17 protein-coding genes are annotated in these 15,749 nt (G+C 36.4%); 13 read left to right on the top strand and 4 right to left on the bottom strand.

Annotation, left to right across the window (positions count from 1 at the left end; all coding sequences use genetic code 11):
* The first annotated feature begins 18 nt into the window (after positions 1 to 18).
* From AC07N0_RS01280 to AC07N0_RS01240, 9 genes are all read left to right on the top strand, one after another.
* The gene (locus AC07N0_RS01280; RefSeq protein WP_492800423.1) at positions 19 to 1,488 is read left to right on the top strand and encodes a SusD/RagB family nutrient-binding outer membrane lipoprotein; all 1,470 of its coding nucleotides are present in this window, start codon (positions 19 to 21) and stop codon (positions 1,486 to 1,488) included.
* 74 nt (positions 1,489 to 1,562) lie between these two features.
* A complete protein-coding gene (locus tag AC07N0_RS01275) occupies positions 1,563 to 2,420 on the top strand; it encodes a BT_3987 domain-containing protein (protein WP_492800422.1) in 858 nt (285 codons plus the stop codon).
* A gap of 103 nt (positions 2,421 to 2,523) precedes the next feature.
* Positions 2,524 to 4,239 carry a GMC oxidoreductase gene (locus tag AC07N0_RS01270; protein WP_494588395.1) on the top strand — a complete coding sequence of 572 codons (1,716 nt, stop codon included), beginning with the start codon at positions 2,524 to 2,526 and terminating at the stop codon, positions 4,237 to 4,239.
* A gap of 94 nt (positions 4,240 to 4,333) precedes the next feature.
* Positions 4,334 to 5,254, top strand: coding sequence for a sugar phosphate isomerase/epimerase family protein (locus AC07N0_RS01265; protein WP_492800421.1), 921 nt, complete (start codon positions 4,334 to 4,336; stop codon positions 5,252 to 5,254).
* Positions 5,255 to 5,393: 139 nt separating this feature from the next.
* On the top strand, positions 5,394 to 5,837 hold the full coding sequence (tsaE, locus tag AC07N0_RS01260; RefSeq protein WP_492800420.1) for a tRNA (adenosine(37)-N6)-threonylcarbamoyltransferase complex ATPase subunit type 1 TsaE: 444 nt from the start codon (positions 5,394 to 5,396) through the stop codon (positions 5,835 to 5,837).
* Between the two features lie 55 nt (positions 5,838 to 5,892).
* A complete protein-coding gene (locus AC07N0_RS01255; RefSeq protein ID WP_492800419.1) occupies positions 5,893 to 7,113 on the top strand; it encodes an alanine dehydrogenase in 1,221 nt (406 codons plus the stop codon).
* Between the two features lie 199 nt (positions 7,114 to 7,312).
* Complete coding sequence (locus tag AC07N0_RS01250; protein WP_492800418.1) at positions 7,313 to 7,714, top strand: hypothetical protein; 402 nt, start codon at positions 7,313 to 7,315, stop codon at positions 7,712 to 7,714.
* 192 nt (positions 7,715 to 7,906) lie between these two features.
* On the top strand, positions 7,907 to 8,110 hold the full coding sequence (locus AC07N0_RS01245) for a hypothetical protein (RefSeq protein ID WP_309913921.1): 204 nt from the start codon (positions 7,907 to 7,909) through the stop codon (positions 8,108 to 8,110).
* Between the two features lie 107 nt (positions 8,111 to 8,217).
* The gene (locus AC07N0_RS01240; RefSeq protein ID WP_494587813.1) at positions 8,218 to 8,814 is read left to right on the top strand and encodes a Crp/Fnr family transcriptional regulator; all 597 of its coding nucleotides are present in this window, start codon (positions 8,218 to 8,220) and stop codon (positions 8,812 to 8,814) included.
* On the opposite strand, the gene xerD is transcribed toward AC07N0_RS01240, so the two are convergent.
* On the bottom strand, positions 8,804 to 9,724 hold the full coding sequence (xerD, locus tag AC07N0_RS01235) for a site-specific tyrosine recombinase XerD (protein WP_492800416.1): 921 nt from the start codon (positions 9,722 to 9,724) through the stop codon (positions 8,804 to 8,806). The genes AC07N0_RS01240 and xerD overlap by 11 nt on opposite strands.
* 148 nt (positions 9,725 to 9,872) lie before the next feature.
* Between xerD and aroQ the strand changes: the two genes are divergently transcribed.
* The 4 genes from aroQ (at position 9,873) to AC07N0_RS01215 (ending at position 12,692) form a co-directional block, all read left to right on the top strand.
* Positions 9,873 to 10,298 carry a type II 3-dehydroquinate dehydratase gene (aroQ, locus tag AC07N0_RS01230; RefSeq protein ID WP_494587812.1) on the top strand — a complete coding sequence of 142 codons (426 nt, stop codon included), beginning with the start codon at positions 9,873 to 9,875 and terminating at the stop codon, positions 10,296 to 10,298.
* Between the two features lie 93 nt (positions 10,299 to 10,391).
* Positions 10,392 to 11,438, top strand: a complete 1,047-nt coding sequence (locus tag AC07N0_RS01225; protein WP_494587811.1) for an aminotransferase class V-fold PLP-dependent enzyme — start codon at positions 10,392 to 10,394, stop codon at positions 11,436 to 11,438.
* A 5-nt stretch (positions 11,439 to 11,443) separates the two neighbouring features.
* Positions 11,444 to 12,019 (top strand): MarC family protein, encoded by a 576-nt coding sequence (locus AC07N0_RS01220; protein WP_492800413.1) that lies wholly within the window; start codon positions 11,444 to 11,446, stop codon positions 12,017 to 12,019.
* A 34-nt stretch (positions 12,020 to 12,053) separates the two neighbouring features.
* Entirely contained in the window at positions 12,054 to 12,692 is a 639-nt protein-coding gene (locus AC07N0_RS01215; RefSeq protein WP_494587810.1) for a ribonuclease H1 domain-containing protein, read from the top strand.
* Positions 12,693 to 12,768: 76 nt separating this feature from the next.
* On the opposite strand, the gene AC07N0_RS01210 is transcribed toward AC07N0_RS01215, so the two are convergent.
* The 3 genes from AC07N0_RS01210 to AC07N0_RS01200 all read right to left on the bottom strand — a co-directional run bounded on the left by AC07N0_RS01210 (position 12,769) and on the right by AC07N0_RS01200 (position 15,583).
* Positions 12,769 to 13,698 carry a hydroxypyruvate isomerase family protein gene (locus tag AC07N0_RS01210; RefSeq protein WP_494587809.1) on the bottom strand — a complete coding sequence of 310 codons (930 nt, stop codon included), beginning with the start codon at positions 13,696 to 13,698 and terminating at the stop codon, positions 12,769 to 12,771.
* Positions 13,699 to 13,723: 25 nt separating this feature from the next.
* A complete protein-coding gene (locus tag AC07N0_RS01205) occupies positions 13,724 to 14,344 on the bottom strand; it encodes a MarC family protein (protein WP_492800410.1) in 621 nt (206 codons plus the stop codon).
* 144 nt (positions 14,345 to 14,488) lie between these two features.
* Entirely contained in the window at positions 14,489 to 15,583 is a 1,095-nt protein-coding gene (locus AC07N0_RS01200) for an MBL fold metallo-hydrolase (RefSeq protein ID WP_494587808.1), read from the bottom strand.
* Between the last annotated feature and the right edge of the window lie 166 nt (positions 15,584 to 15,749).

Here is a 15,749-nt window from a genome sequence, read left to right as displayed (position 1 = left end):
ATTAAATAGAAATTCAAGATGAAAAGAAGAATATATTCAATCCTTACCGCAACAGCTCTACTATTTTTAAGTAGCTGTACAGGTGATTATCTAGATATTAATGATAACCCTAACTCGGCGGTATCTTCAACACCAGAACTAGTATTATCAAGTGCATTAAATACTACTGCTGGTAGATTAACACACAATCAAATCGGTAATTTCTTCGGAGGTTATTGGGCGCCGTCAGGTAGTTACTCTGGGTTTATTGAAGAACGTCAATTTGATTACGGTGCTACTTATGGTACAGGTGTTTGGAATAGTTGCTATGATAACTTAACTGATTATCAGTATATTGTAGATAAAGCAGAGGCACAGAAATGGAAAGCAGTTTCAGGAATTGCTAAAGTAATGATAGCGTTCAATTATCAAATCTTAGTAGATGCTTATGGAAATATTCCTTACAGCGATGCTTTGAAAGGAACAGCATCAATTCGTCCGAAATATGATGATGCTCAAGCAGTTTATAATGCTTTAGTAACATTATTAGATGCAGCATCTGCTGATTTGAAAGTAGCTATTTCTGGTGATAACCCTAGCCCTGCTGGTCAAGACATCGTGTTTAAAGGTGATTTGACAAAATGGAGAAAGTTTGCTAACACACTTAGATTGAGACTATTAATACGTCAAACAAATGTTGCAGGTAAAGATTTAAAAACTGAAATTGGTAAAGTTGTTGCTGAAGGTGCTGGTTTCTTAGGTGCTGGTGGTACTGTAACTTCAACACCAGGTTATTTGAAAACTGCTGGTAAGCAAAATCCATTCTGGGAAAACTACGTTCAGACTGCTGCTGGTAGTGATGCAGGAACTAAACAAGCTTATGTTACTTCAGACTTTTTTATTACTACTATTCAAGATGTGTTGAAAGATCCACGTTTACCTCGTTTGGCAGCTAAAAATAATGCTGGTATTTATGTAGGGGTACCACTTGGAGAAGGAAACGATGCTAACCTTTTTCCTAAACGCTCATGGTTTGGTCCAGCAATTATCAAGTCGTTTGATCAACCAATGGTCTTAATGACAGCTGGAGAAAGTTTCTTCTTACAAGCAGAAGCTATTCAAAGAGGTTATATGACAGGAGATGCTAAAGCAACATATGAAGCTGGTATCACTGAAGCATTTACTGCTGCTGGTTTAACAGCTGCTGATGCTGCTGCTTATTATGGTTCTAGCATTGTAAATGCAAGTTGGGCTAGTTCACCAGATAAAATTGAGGCAATTATTACTCAGAAATGGGTTGCAATGTTTAGTTTGACAGGTTTTGAAGCATGGAGTGAGTTCCGTAGAACAGGTTTCCCTAAGGTACCTTTAGCTACAAAAGCTATCCAAGCAAAAGCTCCAGCACGTTTGTTCTACCCAACTTCTGAAATTTCAACAAATTCAGAAAACGTAGCAGCACAAAATGTTACTAGTCAATTTGATAACAAAATCTTCTGGGCTAAGAAATAAATTAATTTGAACATTTGAGTGAATTATTACTCAAATAGTCACATTTACTCAATTTTAACATTAGCAATTACAAAATGAAAAAAATAATAAAAACAGGTCTGATACTTTTCGCTTCAATTATCGGGCTAAGCAGTTGTTTAGAGGACAAAGGCTATACAGACATCATCAATGGTGTCGGAGCAGATCCAATCGTTAGTATTTTTGGAAATGCAGGTGGATCATTACAAACAGGAAAATTTAAAATAGATACTCTTGTTGAAGTAAAATATCAAGTAAACCTTGGTTCAGTAAATACATTAGACAAAGATTTGTCATTAACAATGGGAGTTACTACTGCAGCTACTGATTACTTGAAATCAACTAACGCAAAGAGAGTAGCAGCAGGGGATGATCCTTATGAGGCTTTACCAACATCTGCATATACACTTGTAAATCCTGTGGTTATTAAAGCAGGAACTAGAGATGCTGATTTTTCAATCAAAGTAAAGCTTCCTACAACACTTGATTTCTCTAAAGAATATGTTATTCCAGTGGGAATTGCTGATGCTAGTGGTGTTAAAATTAGCTCAAACTTAGGTTTTATGAACATCTTTGTTGGAGGTACTCCTAACAAGTATGATGGTGCTTATCACTCTAGTGGATATTTCTCTCACCCAACATCACCACGTGATATCGATAGAGATAAAACGTTGAAAACTATTGATAAAGCTACTTCTGAAACTGAATTTGCAGATTTAGGGTATATCATGTGGTTAAAAGTAAACAAGGATAACACTGTAACAATCATTCCTCAAGGAACTGCAACAGGATTAGCAGGACCATTTGAGCAAACTGGTGTTAACAAATATGACCCTGTTACTAAAACATTTACATTGAATTATCAGTATAGTACTGGAACACGTGTTATATCTGAAGTAATTAAGAAAAAATAATTTTTTTTATTTTACTAGAAAAGGGTCGCCCAACAGCGACCCTTTTTTTATGGCATTTTATCATTTTTATGCTAAATTGACTTATAAAATCAACCAACTTGCCATGTATCTAAACGGAATAGCTTCAAAAAAAATAACGTATGATGCCATCGTAATTGGCTCTGGAATCAGTGGGGGATATGCTGCAAAGGAATTGTGTGAGGCAGGACTGAAAACGCTTGTATTGGAACGTGGACGAGACGTAAAACATATTCAGGATTATCCAACAGCGATGACTGATCCTTGGGATTTACCACATCATGGTAAATTAACTCAGGTAGTTATCAGCGAAAACCCTATCGCAGACCGTTGCTATGCTTTTGATGAAGCTACTCAACATTTCTTTGTGAAAGATAAAGAGCATCCCTATATCCAAGAAAAACCTTTCGACTGGATTAGAGGCTACCAAGTAGGAGGGAAATCTTTGTTATGGGCAAGACAAACACAACGTTGGAGTGACTATGAATTTGAAGGGCCTGCTCGTGATGGTTTTGCTGTAGATTGGCCAATTCGTTACAAAGATATCGCTCCATGGTATAGTAAGGTTGAAAAATTTGTAGGGATTAGTGGTAATAAAGATGGTATTAAGAGTCTGCCCGATGGTGAATTTCTACCTGCTTGGGAACTGAATTGCTTGGAAAAACATATTCAAAAGAGTGTTAAGGAAAATTATGCTAACAGACAGGTGATTATTGGACGTTGCGCACATCTTACTAAGCCCAATCCTATTCATTTAGCACAAGGGCGTGGTCAATGTCAGGCGAGGCATCTGTGTTATAGAGGTTGCCCTTTTGGTGGGTACTTTAGTTCGAATTCTTCAACGCTCCCTTGGGCTGCAAAAACAGGTAACCTAACGCTTCGCCCATATTCAGTGGTGCATTCAATCATTTACGATGAGCAAAAAGGAAAAGCCAAAGGTGTAAGAGTTGTAGATTCACAGTCAAAGGAAATATTGGAATTTTATGCAAAAATCATTTTTGTGAATGCCGCTACTTTAAATACTAACTTGATTTTGTTGAATTCTACTTCAAATCGTTTTCCAAACGGTTTAGGAAATGATAACGAGTTAATGGGTAAATACGTAGCTTTCCATAATTATCGTGGTTCAGGCGGAGCTACTTTCGATGGTTTTGAAGACCAATATTACTTAGGGCGAAGACCTACTTCTGCTTTTATGCCATCATTCCGGAACCTTGAAAAGCAAGAGATGGATTTTCAGCGTGGATACATGATAGCATTTTCAGCCTCACGAGCAGGTTGGCAACAAGATATAAATCAGCCTACTTTTGGAGAAGATTATAAAGCAAAAGTTACCAAAGCTGGACAATGGGGAGTATTTATCATGATGCAAGGAGAAACAGTTCCTCAAAAAGAAAATCATCTTAGACTAAGTACCGAAAAGAAAGATGAATGGGGCATTCCACAGTTGATTACATCGATTGGGTACGATACTGAAAACGATGAGAAAATGATTAAAGATTTTCATGAGCAAGCTACAGAAATGCTAGAAAAGGCAGGATGTGAAAATATTTATATGTCGGATAGCAAGCAAGCGCCAGGATTAGATATTCATGAAATGGGTGGAGTACGCATGGGAAAAGACCCCCAAACATCATTATTGAATAAGTTTAATCAATTACATACCTGTAAAAATGTATTTGTAACAGATGGTGCTTGTATGCCTTCTGTGGGTAACCAAAATCCATCGCTTACTTTTATGGCACTTACAGCGCGTGCGGTAAATCATGCTGTAGAAGAGATGAAGAAGGGGATGCTATGATAAGTAATTTTACTATATAGTATAAACTCTTCAATGGATTCTCTAATTTTACTTAAAATTACTAAAGCCAATTTAATAAATATATTATCATACAATGCATCAGTTAGGATTTGTGAGTGCTATTTTAGCGGATCATACTTTTGAACAAGTAATAGATTTTGCTTCAGAGAAAAACTTTAAATGTGTAGAAGTAATGTGCTGGCCAGCTGGAAATGCTGATGCCCGCAGGTATGCAGGGGTTACGCATATTAATGTAGACACCCTAGACGATGCACAGATTGCGCATATTAAAAACTATACAGCCGAAAAAGGTGTGCTTATTTCTGGATTAGGGTATTATCCTAATCCGCTTGACCCAGATATTGATAAAGCCAATTTTTATGTAGATCATATCAAGAAAATCATCTTGGCAACAGCCAAATTAGATATTCCTGTGATGAATACTTTCATTGGTAGAGACCCTTCTAAAAATATCACTTATAATTTAGATAAATTCAAGGAGACTTGGACAGATATTGTAAAGGTGGCAGAGGAAGTAGGAGTAAAGATTGGGATTGAAAACTGTCCGATGTTTTTTACAAATGACGAATGGCCAGGAGGTAAAAATCTAGCTACGACACCAGCTATCTGGGACAAAATGTTTGACATTATTCCTTCTCCAACATTAGGTTTAAATTATGACCCTTCGCATTTGGTTTGGCAAATGATGGATTATACGCGTCCACTATATGATTATCGTGACCGCCTGCATCATATTCACTTAAAGGATGCGAAAGTATATCCTGAAAAACTAAATAGAGTAGGTATTATGGGTAATCCTTTGGAATATCATTCACCAAAATTACCAGGCCTTGGAGATATTAATTGGGGAAAATTCTTTTCAGCACTGAATGATGCGCGCTATCGTGGGCCAGTTGTTATTGAGGTGGAAGACAAAGCATATGAAGGGACTGCCGAAGATGTAGAGACGGCCATCTTAACAGCAAGAAACTATTTGAGTCAGTTTTTAGGTTAATAATAAGTAATTTAGTGGTAGTAATCATTTGCGATGACTGCTACTATATAAATCAATAAGTCTAAAGTATTCAGTTTGAGCTTAAAAGCAACATCAATAAAAGCTTAAAGCTCGCTACTCTTAGCTTAAAGCCATAACAATGAGTAAAAACGTAAGCAACAGCAAAACCATAGAATATTCGTCACTGAAAGATATTAGGAAAGCAGCACAGGCGATTTTGGCTTTTGGGAAAAGCACACCAATTTGGCTTTTTGAAGGGCAAATGGGTGCTGGAAAAACCACGTTGATAAAAGCCATCTGCGAATGTATGTTGGTAAATAGCCATGTACAGAGTCCAACTTATTCATTGGTGAATGAATATGCTACTACGCGTGGCGAAAACATTTACCATTTTGATTTTTATAGAATCAAAAATGAGGAGGAGGCAATGGACATAGGTGTCGATGATTATTTATACTCTGGTGATTATTGTTTTATTGAATGGCCATCAAGAATAGAAAACCTCTTGCCATCTAAGCACTTGAAAGTGAATATAGAAGTAGATGAAAATGGTAAAAGAGTAATAAATTTGTTAAAAGTTTAAGATTATCATTGATGAATGACTAGTTCATTCTGATAAATGAAATTCAGCAATCAAAATGGCTCAACCTTCAGGATTTAAAGAAGTACTTGCTCAGACAGGCTTAATGACACAAGAGGCATTAGTTTGGACAAAACAAAATGCAAAAAGCCTGTTTATAGGCCTTCCTCGTGAAGTGTCTATGCAAGAGCATAGGATATCACTTACACCAGATGCCGTTGGTTTATTAATCAGGAATGGGCATAGAGTGGTTATTGAAACTGGGGCAGGGAATGGTGCAAAATTTACAGATAGCCAATACTCTGAGGCTGGCGCACAGGTAGTTTATTCAACCGAAGAATTGTATAAAGCTGATGTTATTGTAAAGGTTCAGCCATTAACAGACCTCGAAATCGAATATTTACAACATGGTGCTACGGTGGTTTCTTCCTTAAATATGTCGAAACTAACGAAAGAATATTTCGAGAAGCTAAACCGAAAAAAAATAACAGGGCTATGTTATGAATATATCGAAGACAACGCTGGCGGAATTCCGATTATTAGGGCGATGTCTGAAATAGCAGGAAGTACAGTGATGTTGATTGCTGCTGAGTATTTGAGCAGTGGTAATGATGGCATGGGCGTTATTCTAGGAGGTATCACGGGAGTTCCACCAACTAAAGTAGTGATTTTGGGTGCTGGAACAGTTTCAGAATATGCCGCCAGAATAGCCATTGGCTTAGGAGCAGATTTAAAAGTGTTTGATAAAGACATTTTTAAACTACAACGCTTGAAATACTCGGTAGGTCAAAATATTTATACTTGTATTATCGACTCGAATGTTTTAACGCAAGCGATTCGTGATGCTGATGTGGTAATTGGTGCTTTGCGTGCGGAGGATGGCTTTACGCCTTGTATCGTCACAGAAGAGATGGTATCGATGATGAAGCCTAATTCGGTCATTATTGATGTTTGCATTGATAGTGGAGGATGTTTTGAAACATCTGAAATTACTACACACGACCAACCGATATTTAGGAAACATGATGTAATTCATTATTGTGTTCCTAATATTCCTTCAAGGGTAGCTCACACCGCTAGTCAGGCGTTGAGTAATATTTTTACTTCTTTCTTGCTAAAAACAGGTAAGACAGGAGGAATTGAAGAAGCCATTTTTGCGAACAAAGCATTTATGAAAGGGGTTTACTCTTTTAAAGGAAGTTTAACAAATGCTACTATCGCTAAGAAATTTGGTTTAAATTATAAAGATTTAAGTTTGCTATCCGCAGCGAGATTTTGATTTTGGAATTTAGGGGTTGAGACTTTAGGATTTTTTGACTTTAGGACTAGAAGACTTTTAGACTTTGACTTTATGCTTAAGAGAAGCTCTTAAATCTTCAACGCTAAAAATCCTAAAGTCCTCCAGTCTTAAAGTCTTCTAGTCCAAAAGAAAAAATCTTCAAGTCCCACAATCCTAAAGTCTAACAAAGAAAAAAACAATGATAGAAGATTACACAGCCATATCCAATGCTCCGAATTCTCCTGATTTAAATGGAAAATATCTGGGTATTATTTCAGCAGATTTTGCGTTAGTTTCTGAATTTTTAAAAGAAGCGTCTTATCAAATCAGGACTAGAGGTTTTTCTAAGTTTCCAATTTTTGCCGTTTCACAAAACCCTGTGCAAGTGGGTCAGAAATTAATTGGAATCCATGAGATGAACAATAATACATGGAATTATCATGCCTCATTTGTAGAAGAATTTCTACAAAGGGGAATTATTGCTGAGGAAAATGTAGAAGTTTTTCAAAGCAGCTATAAAGACCCAGATGAGTATTGTTGCCTTTTTGTTTTAGACAGAGATTTTGCCAGTTTTATTTATATTCCCTTCCCTGAAGACTGATTATAGGGAATTTGTTAGCATAATGGAAAATATAACTATATAAATAAAAAAAATAATTATACAAATAATGTAGGTTATTAAACTACGTTTACTAATTTTACAACCTCAACCACTAAAGCTTATTTTTGGTACAATAATTGGAAGGTTGTATAAAGAAATAAGCATGTATAATCATTTAAAATATTAACCATTATGTTAAACCCAATCTTAGGCATCGGCTCTCGTATCCGCCATACGGACTATGGAGACGGCGTAGTTGTAAATTTGAAATCTACAGGCTACGTAATTACATTTACACAAACGGATTCAAAAGAAATCAAATTCGATTATCCGCTTGAAATCATTGAAGAAGTAGAGAGAGATAATGACCTTGTTACATATCTAATGTGGAACTAATAGTTATTTTGAAATCTAAAATGTTTTAACTTTGTTAGATGCTGAGTATAGTTATTAAACTAAACTCAGCATTTTTTATTTGTAATACATTAAGACGATTAATATGTATGGTAGCTTTTCCTTTTGATAAAACTAATCTGGTCAAAGAGTCGATTTTTAAACTTGCTAATTTCTCCACGGAAGAATGGGAGTATTATAAACAAATACTTGAAGAAGTTACATTTTCTAAAAAAACCTTTTTGACAATGAGGGGAGAGGTAGAAAAATATGCTTATTTTATCATAGAAGGGGCTGTAAAATATGAAGCCTATACGCACGATGGCAAAAGTATTTGTGTTGATTTAGGTTTTAAAGGAAGCTTTGTTAGTTCATTTGCCTCTTGTTTATCACAACAAGTTTCAAATATTTCAATTCAGGCAGTTACGGCTGTGAATGCTTTTCGGTTGTATTATCCTAAAGTGTTGGAGTTGATGGAGCAATCAAAGAATGCAGAACGTTTTCATCGATTGATTGCAGAACAACTGTATGTGCGAGAGAGCAAACGCACTTATTCACTGATTTCAAAAAATGCCGAACAGCGATATTTATATTTGTTAGAAAATCAGCCAGATGCCCTCAGGCTAATTGCTGTAAAAGATTTGGCTTCTTATTTGGGCATTCATCCAGATAGTTTGAGCCGTATACGTCATCATATCAAACTTTAAGGTGTTTTTTACTTCTAGGATGAAAATCAACAATGGTTTGTTGTAAATATTCTCGGTCGAGGTGGGTATAAATCTCCGTAGTAGTAATAGATTCATGTCCAAGCATTTCTTGAACGGCGCGAAGGTCGGCACCACCCTCAATTAAGTGCGTAGCAAATGAATGCCTAAAAGTATGAGGACTAACGTTTTTTTGAATACCAGCTTGTGCCACTAAATCTTTGATAATCAGGAAAATCATTACCCTTGTTAGCTTGTTGCCTCGGCGGTTCAAGAAAACATAATTGCCTGCTTCCTCTTTGATAACCTGATATTTTCGGATTTCTTCTAGGTAAATTTGAAGATAATGAATCGCATCTTTACCAATAGGAACAAGCCTAACTTTGTTGCCTTTACCGATAATTCTGATAAAACCAATATCCAGAAAACACTCTGTTAATTGCATTTCTACCAATTCAGAAACCCTTAAACCTGAGCTGTAAAGTACTTCCAGTATGGCTCTATTTCTCGCACCTTCGGGTGTAGAAAGGTCGACGATAGATAATATTGCCTCGATTTCAGGAAAAGAGAGCGTAGGGGGTAACTTCCGTCCGATTTTAGGAGAAGCAATCAAATCCATAGGGTCGGTTTTGATGACATCCTCTAGTAAAAGATATTTAAAAAAAGCTTTAAGACCAGATAACATCCGAGCTTGTGAAGTAGTCTCTAAGCCTAATTCACCTAGATAAGTAAAGAAATTAAAGATGTGGGTATCGGTAACCGTCGTCGGGTTAATGTCATTTTCACCAGCAATATCAAGATATTCCCACAACTTTTGAACATCACGGAGGTAAGCTTCGATGGAATTTTCAGAAAGAGAACGTTCTAAAGTAAGATAGCTTTTGAAATTTTTTAGATAGCTTTGCCATACCATAAGAAATATCGGTTGGGATTTATTGAATAGAAAGTCGGTAAAAATAAAAATGTTGATTTTAATACCGCAGAATTAACTCAAAGATACTCAAAAACCATTTGTGAAGCATTGCTTTACAGGGTTGGAATAACCATTCATTTAAAAAACAATGTCAAAGAAAAAAATTATCATTATCAATGGCCCAAATTTGAATTTATTGGGCAAGCGTGAACCAGAAATTTATGGACACCAAACTTTTGAGCAATATTTTGAAGTATTAAAAGATAAGTACTCAGATAAGGTAGATTTAGTATATTTCCAGTCGAATCACGAAGGTTTTTTGATTGATAAAATTCATGAAATAGGCTTTTCGTACGAGGGTATCGTGCTGAATGCAGGTGCTTTTACACACACATCAATTGCGTTGGCTGATGCTATTGCAGGAGTAAAAACGCCTGTGGTAGAAGTACATATTTCAAATGTTCATAAGCGTGAAGAGTTTCGTCACCATAGTTATGTCAGTAAAAATTCAATTGGTATTATCATTGGTTTTGGCTTGCGTGGTTATGATTTTGCGATTCAAACATTTTTATAAGATTGGGTAGGCGTGAGGCATCATCATAAAAATCACGGCTAATACTATATCAACACCGTTAACAGTTAGCCGATTTCGACTAACATTAAGTCAATGATTACTTTTTATCCTGGACCTTCAAAAGTATATCCGCAAGTAGCTAGATATATGCAAGAGGCTTTTGAGGAAGGCGTTTTGAGTATCAATCATCGCAGTGCTGAATGTATGGAAATTACAAAAAGTGCCATTCAGCTTTTGCATGAAAAATTGAATATTCCTCCCGATTATAGCATTTACTTTGTTTCTTCGGCAACAGAGGCGTGGGAGATTATCGCCCAGTCGCTTACTTCAAAAAGCTCAACGCATTTTTACAATGGCGCTTTTGGTGAAAAATGGGCAGACTATACTAGTAAAATCGTAAAGAATGTAGATAGAATATCATTTGCTGTAGAAGAAATACCATCGGTAAATTTGGCACTGAATGCGGAGGTAGAAGTACTTTGTTTAACACAAAACGAAACATCAAACGGTACACAAATCAGAGATTTCAGTCCTTTCCGAAAGGCTTTTCCAGAGAGTATGATTGCAGTAGATGTAACTTCATCCTTAGGAGGAATTGAATTAGACTGGCACAACAGTGATGTCTGGTTTGCATCAGTCCAGAAATGTTTAGGCTTGCCTGCGGGGATGGGCATTGTGATTTGCTCGCCGAAAGCTTTGCAAAAAGCCGAGCAAATTAATGATAGAAAATATTACAATAGTCTGCTATTTATGCAAGAAAATTTTGCCAAATATCAGACTCATTATACGCCAAATGTACTAAGTATCTATTTGTTGAATAAAGTTTTAAGTGATATTTCAAATATTTCTGAGATTTCAGAAAAAATTAAAAAACAAGCAAAAGATTGGTATAATTTCTTCAATGATACTGATAAATTTGGTGTAAATTGTTTAGTGCAAAATATTGATATACAGTCAGATACTGTAATTGCTATCCAAGGGGCAGAAGAGCAAATTAAAGCGATAAAAGAGCGAACTAAAATAGCAGGGATAACGTTGGGAAATGGCTACGGTACTTGGAAAAATACAACTTTTAGGATTGCTAATTTTCCAGCAATTGAAGCATTTGAAATTAGTAAACTAAAAGAAATTTTATATTAAAATAGATGGAATTAAATTTTAAAGAAATCATTTCGGTTTCACTCATTCTTTTTTCAGTCATCGATATTCTAGGCTCAATTCCTGTCATTATTGATATTCGTAGGAAAACAGGAGATATTCACGCAGAACAAGCTACCTTGGTTTCAGGTGGAATTATGGTCGGCTTTTTATATGTGGGAAAGTCAATCCTCAACCTTTTTGGTGTTGATATCAACTCCTTTGCTATTGCTGGGGCTTTAATCATTTTCTTGATAGGATTGGAAATGACGCTCGGTAGAAGTATTTTTAAATCAGAGGAATCTACAGGAGGAGCCAAAGCGGCTTCGATTGTGCCATTGGCTTTTCCAGTAATTGCTGGGGCAGGAACAATGACTACTATTCTTTCCTTGAAATCTCAGTTTGATGAAATCAATATTCTAGTCGGCATTTTACTGAATCTTGTATTTATCTACACTGTTTTGAGGGCTTCACAATGGATTGAAAACCGTTTAGGACAAGTAGGTGCTAACGTGCTGAGAAAGGTATTTGGCGTAATTCTCTTAGCTATCTCTATTAAAATAATTAAGTCGAGAATTGGATAATTGTTTTTGACGACATTAAAAGAATCTATTAACATTGGCAAAGAAAGCAAAATTTTATGTAGTCTGGAAAGGACGAAAAACGGGCGTTTTTGAAACTTGGGCAGAGGCAGAGGAACAAGTGAAAGGTTTTGAGACCGCCCAATATAAATCTTTTGAAAGTAGAAAAGAGGCAGACGATGCCTTCAAAGGTAATTATTGGCAATCTGTACAAAAAACACAAAGTGGTACTACTGGTAAGTCGAGCAAGTCGTCGGCATTGGTTGGCAAACCTATTTCAGAAAGCATTTCTGTAGATGCAGCCTGTGCGGGTAATCCGGGCAAGTTAGAATATCAGGGTGTAGAAACAGGTACAAAAAGAGTATTGTTTTCGATGGGACCTTTTCCAGAAGGTACAGTAAACATTGGTGAATTTTTAGCCATCGTTCATGGATTAGCTTTTTTGCAAAAACATCATTCAACTTTACCCATTTATTCAGATTCTAAAACAGCCATTAGTTGGGTCAAGAACAAAGCCGTAAAAACGAAGCTAGAGCGAAATGCCAAAAATGAAGAACTATTCCAGCTCATGGAAAGAGGAGTACTTTGGTTAAAAAATAATCAGTACCCTAATAAAATTCTGAAATGGGAAACTGAATTTTGGGGCGAAAACCCTGCTGATTATGGTAGGAAATAGTGTTTGTCGATGCTAAGTTTTAATCTTTATCACTAGTGAGGGACTTAAGTCCCTCGCTAGTGATAAAGGGATATATTTAAGCTAAATCTGAAGCACGATATGCTTCAATCAACTTCATTTCTCCTTCTTTTCCACCGATAGAATTGCCATGTTCCATTCCTAAAATGAATTCACCTCTATTGGTTGCTTTGGCTTTTTCGTTAATGTGTTTGAACAAAAACTTATAATTCACTTCGCCCGTAGTAGGTTCTTTTCTACCAGGTTCATCACCAATCTGGAAATAAGCAATTTCATCCCAAACCCAATCCATGTGTTGTGTCATGCGTCCTTCGTTGCGTTGCATGTGCCACATATCGAATAAAATTTTACAAGAGGGGCTATTTACGGCCTTACAAATCATATAAGATTGGTCAGAATTACGAAGGAATAAATCAGCATTATCAGAAAGTGGTTCCATTACCATCACTAAACCATGTGGCTCAAAAATCTCGGCACCTCTTCTAAAAGCATCAATTACATTCCCCGTTTGTACACCTATCGGTAAGTTGCGTTCAAAATAACCCGGAACAATCGTCATGTATTTTGCATTACAGCGTTTGGCTACTTCTACGGCATTTTTGCAAGTTTTCAAAAAAACATCCTTAAATTCTTGTTTGCCTGTGGTTAAAGATGTTTTCCAGTTGTCGCCACCATCAATCACAAAAACACCCATAGCCATATCCAACTTAGCTATAGTGTCGCCTATTTTCTTTTGCAATTCTGGGGTTCTACCCATCATTCCATTATCTTCTAAAGCACGAAATCCCATTTCATGCATAAACTTCAATTGGTCAATTTCATCTTTGCCAGCCGAATTTTGGAACATCCCAAAGTGCGGAGCATATTTTAATTTAAATACAGGTTGAGGACTAGCTACATTTACTTTTTCAGCCGATTTTGCCAAAGTAGGCAACGTCGCTAAGCCTGTGCCAGCAATGATGTTTTTTGTAAAATCTCTTCTTTTCATAGTTTAAATTAATTTTGAGTAATATTTAGATTTTAAAGTAATTTTTTACACCCGCTAAAATACTTTCTACTGCGAAAGCTGCCAAGACTAGCCCCATCACTTTGGTAATCACTAATATGCCAATTTGCCCAATTTTATCTTGAATACTCTTTGCCAAAAGCAACAAAAACATCGTAACCAGTAGTGTAAATATTACGACTAAAGTGGTTAAAAATTGTTGAGAGACCGTAAAGCGATGGTTGTCTGTTAATAAAACAACGGCCATAATAGCCCCTGGCGAAGCAATGGATGGAATGGCAATCGGAAAAACAGCAACATGCTTATAGTCTTCCACTTTGTCTAGCTTTTCATTTGATTTGCCATGACCAAAAATCATCGATAACGAAAATAAAAATAAAACCACTCCACCAGAAACCTGAAAAGCTGCCAGCGAAATGTGCATGGCTTCTAATAAGATTTGACCTATCACGATAAAAAAGATAAGCACCAATGCCGCTATCAATGATGCCCTGATAGCTATTTTTTTCTTCGTTTTATCACTGTATTTACTGGTAGCATCTAAGTAAATTGGGATTGAACCAACGGGGTCAATTACAGCAAAAATCAGCACAAAAGATTTTAGAAAGTCATTGATTATATCTGTCATAAAATTGTATCGCTTCAAAAAAGAGATTTAGTAAGGTTTTACGCTATTTTAGACCTGATATATTTGTTGAACCACGTATTTCTTTAAGTTGCTACTGCTCAAATATACTCATGCTAAATAGAAAATATGCCCGTACTTATAGGACTATGGCTTTTTAAAATTCCACCATACTTTATGGGGATAAATACTGTCTAAAACAACGGGTTCGCCAATAAGAGGGGTTGTTAGTTTTATATCTGAATGCTCCAAACTTTTTACTAAACGATTGATAGGCTCGTCCCAAGGGTGATAACCCAAGGCAAATTTTGCCCAGTGTACGGGCATCAATACTTTGGTGTTGAGTTCTGCAGCTACTTTGGCCGTTTCCTCTGGTGAGGTATGTATCAATGGCCAATCTTTACCATACTGACCGTTCTCTAATAAGGCAATATCAAATGGTCCAAATTTTTCTCCAATGGTTTTGAAATGATAGTCATAGCCAGAATCTCCCCCAATAAAAATGCTGTAGCCATCAATTTTCAAAACAAAAGAAGACCAAAGCGTTTTGCCACGGGTAAAACCTCGTCCCGAAAAGTGTCTTGCAGGCGTTGAAGTAATCTCTAAGGCATCATTAATCTTTTTACCTTCCCACCAATCGAACTCGACAATGTTTTCAGGACTTACTCCCCATTCTTCTAAATGCGCACCTACTCCTAAAGCGGTATAGAATTTCTTTACTTTGGGGATTAATTTACTGATGGTCACATAGTCCAAGTGGTCGTAATGGTCATGTGAAAGTACTAGCATATCGATTTCAGGAAAATCTTCGACGTTGTACACATCAGCACCTTTGAAAGCTTTTCCAAAAAAGGAAACAGGAGAGGCTGCTCCACTAAACACAGGGTCTACTAAAACCGTGGTTTTTTTTGATTTGATTAAGTAGGAAGAGTGACCGAACCAAACGATGGTTGGCTTCTCAGAAGCTAATGTTTTTAAATCAGTTTTGATAGAGGGAAGGACATCGTCTGGTTCAACTGTTTTGGGCTTATTCAAAAAATCGTTAAGCAATCCCCAATAGGAAGCATCCTTTGGCATTACTTCAGTAAGCGAGAGGTTTTGAAATGATCCATTTGAATAATTAGGTGACTTTTCAATACGAGCTAGGCGAGTGCCTGAGGGGTCTTTCCCGAAAACTTTCTGTTGCATAAAGACATACAAGCCCATTCCGAGAAAGGCAAAAACAAGGATAATTAGTAGCATAATTTTGCGTAAATATGTTAGGATCACTTTTAATGAGTAGTTATTTGAACAATTACCTTGCTAACACCTATTCTTGCTGATTTTGTTCATTTCTGCTGGTATTCGTCAATCCAAACATCATTACTAAAGCAGTTAATACAATCTATTGCTATATTCTTAAATAAGA

This window comes from Arcicella sp. GW821-FHT09D11, assembly GCF_059416265.1.
The sequence above is the reverse complement of the archived record's forward strand: the minus strand, read 5'-3'. Positions and strand labels throughout refer to the sequence as shown.

Bases quoted from the DNA above. Each gene is read 5' to 3' on its own strand.
- AC07N0_RS01280 (WP_492800423.1), top strand. From the start codon at position 19: ATGAAAAGAAGAATATATTCAATCCTTACCGCAACAGCTCTACTATTT.
- AC07N0_RS01275 (WP_492800422.1), top strand. From the start codon at position 1,563: ATGAAAAAAATAATAAAAACAGGTCTGATACTTTTCGCTTCAATTATC.
- AC07N0_RS01270 (WP_494588395.1), top strand. From the start codon at position 2,524: ATGTATCTAAACGGAATAGCTTCAAAAAAAATAACGTATGATGCCATC.
- AC07N0_RS01265 (WP_492800421.1), top strand. From the start codon at position 4,334: ATGCATCAGTTAGGATTTGTGAGTGCTATTTTAGCGGATCATACTTTT.
- tsaE (WP_492800420.1), top strand. From the start codon at position 5,394: ATGAGTAAAAACGTAAGCAACAGCAAAACCATAGAATATTCGTCACTG.
- AC07N0_RS01255 (WP_492800419.1), top strand. From the start codon at position 5,893: ATGGCTCAACCTTCAGGATTTAAAGAAGTACTTGCTCAGACAGGCTTA.
- AC07N0_RS01250 (WP_492800418.1), top strand. From the start codon at position 7,313: ATGATAGAAGATTACACAGCCATATCCAATGCTCCGAATTCTCCTGAT.
- AC07N0_RS01245 (WP_309913921.1), top strand. From the start codon at position 7,907: ATGTTAAACCCAATCTTAGGCATCGGCTCTCGTATCCGCCATACGGAC.
- AC07N0_RS01240 (WP_494587813.1), top strand. From the start codon at position 8,218: ATGGTAGCTTTTCCTTTTGATAAAACTAATCTGGTCAAAGAGTCGATT.
- xerD (WP_492800416.1), bottom strand. From the start codon at position 9,724: ATGGTATGGCAAAGCTATCTAAAAAATTTCAAAAGCTATCTTACTTTA.
- aroQ (WP_494587812.1), top strand. From the start codon at position 9,873: ATGTCAAAGAAAAAAATTATCATTATCAATGGCCCAAATTTGAATTTA.
- AC07N0_RS01225 (WP_494587811.1), top strand. From the start codon at position 10,392: ATGATTACTTTTTATCCTGGACCTTCAAAAGTATATCCGCAAGTAGCT.
- AC07N0_RS01220 (WP_492800413.1), top strand. From the start codon at position 11,444: ATGGAATTAAATTTTAAAGAAATCATTTCGGTTTCACTCATTCTTTTT.
- AC07N0_RS01210 (WP_494587809.1), bottom strand. From the start codon at position 13,698: ATGAAAAGAAGAGATTTTACAAAAAACATCATTGCTGGCACAGGCTTA.
- AC07N0_RS01205 (WP_492800410.1), bottom strand. From the start codon at position 14,344: ATGACAGATATAATCAATGACTTTCTAAAATCTTTTGTGCTGATTTTT.
- AC07N0_RS01200 (WP_494587808.1), bottom strand. From the start codon at position 15,583: ATGCTACTAATTATCCTTGTTTTTGCCTTTCTCGGAATGGGCTTGTAT.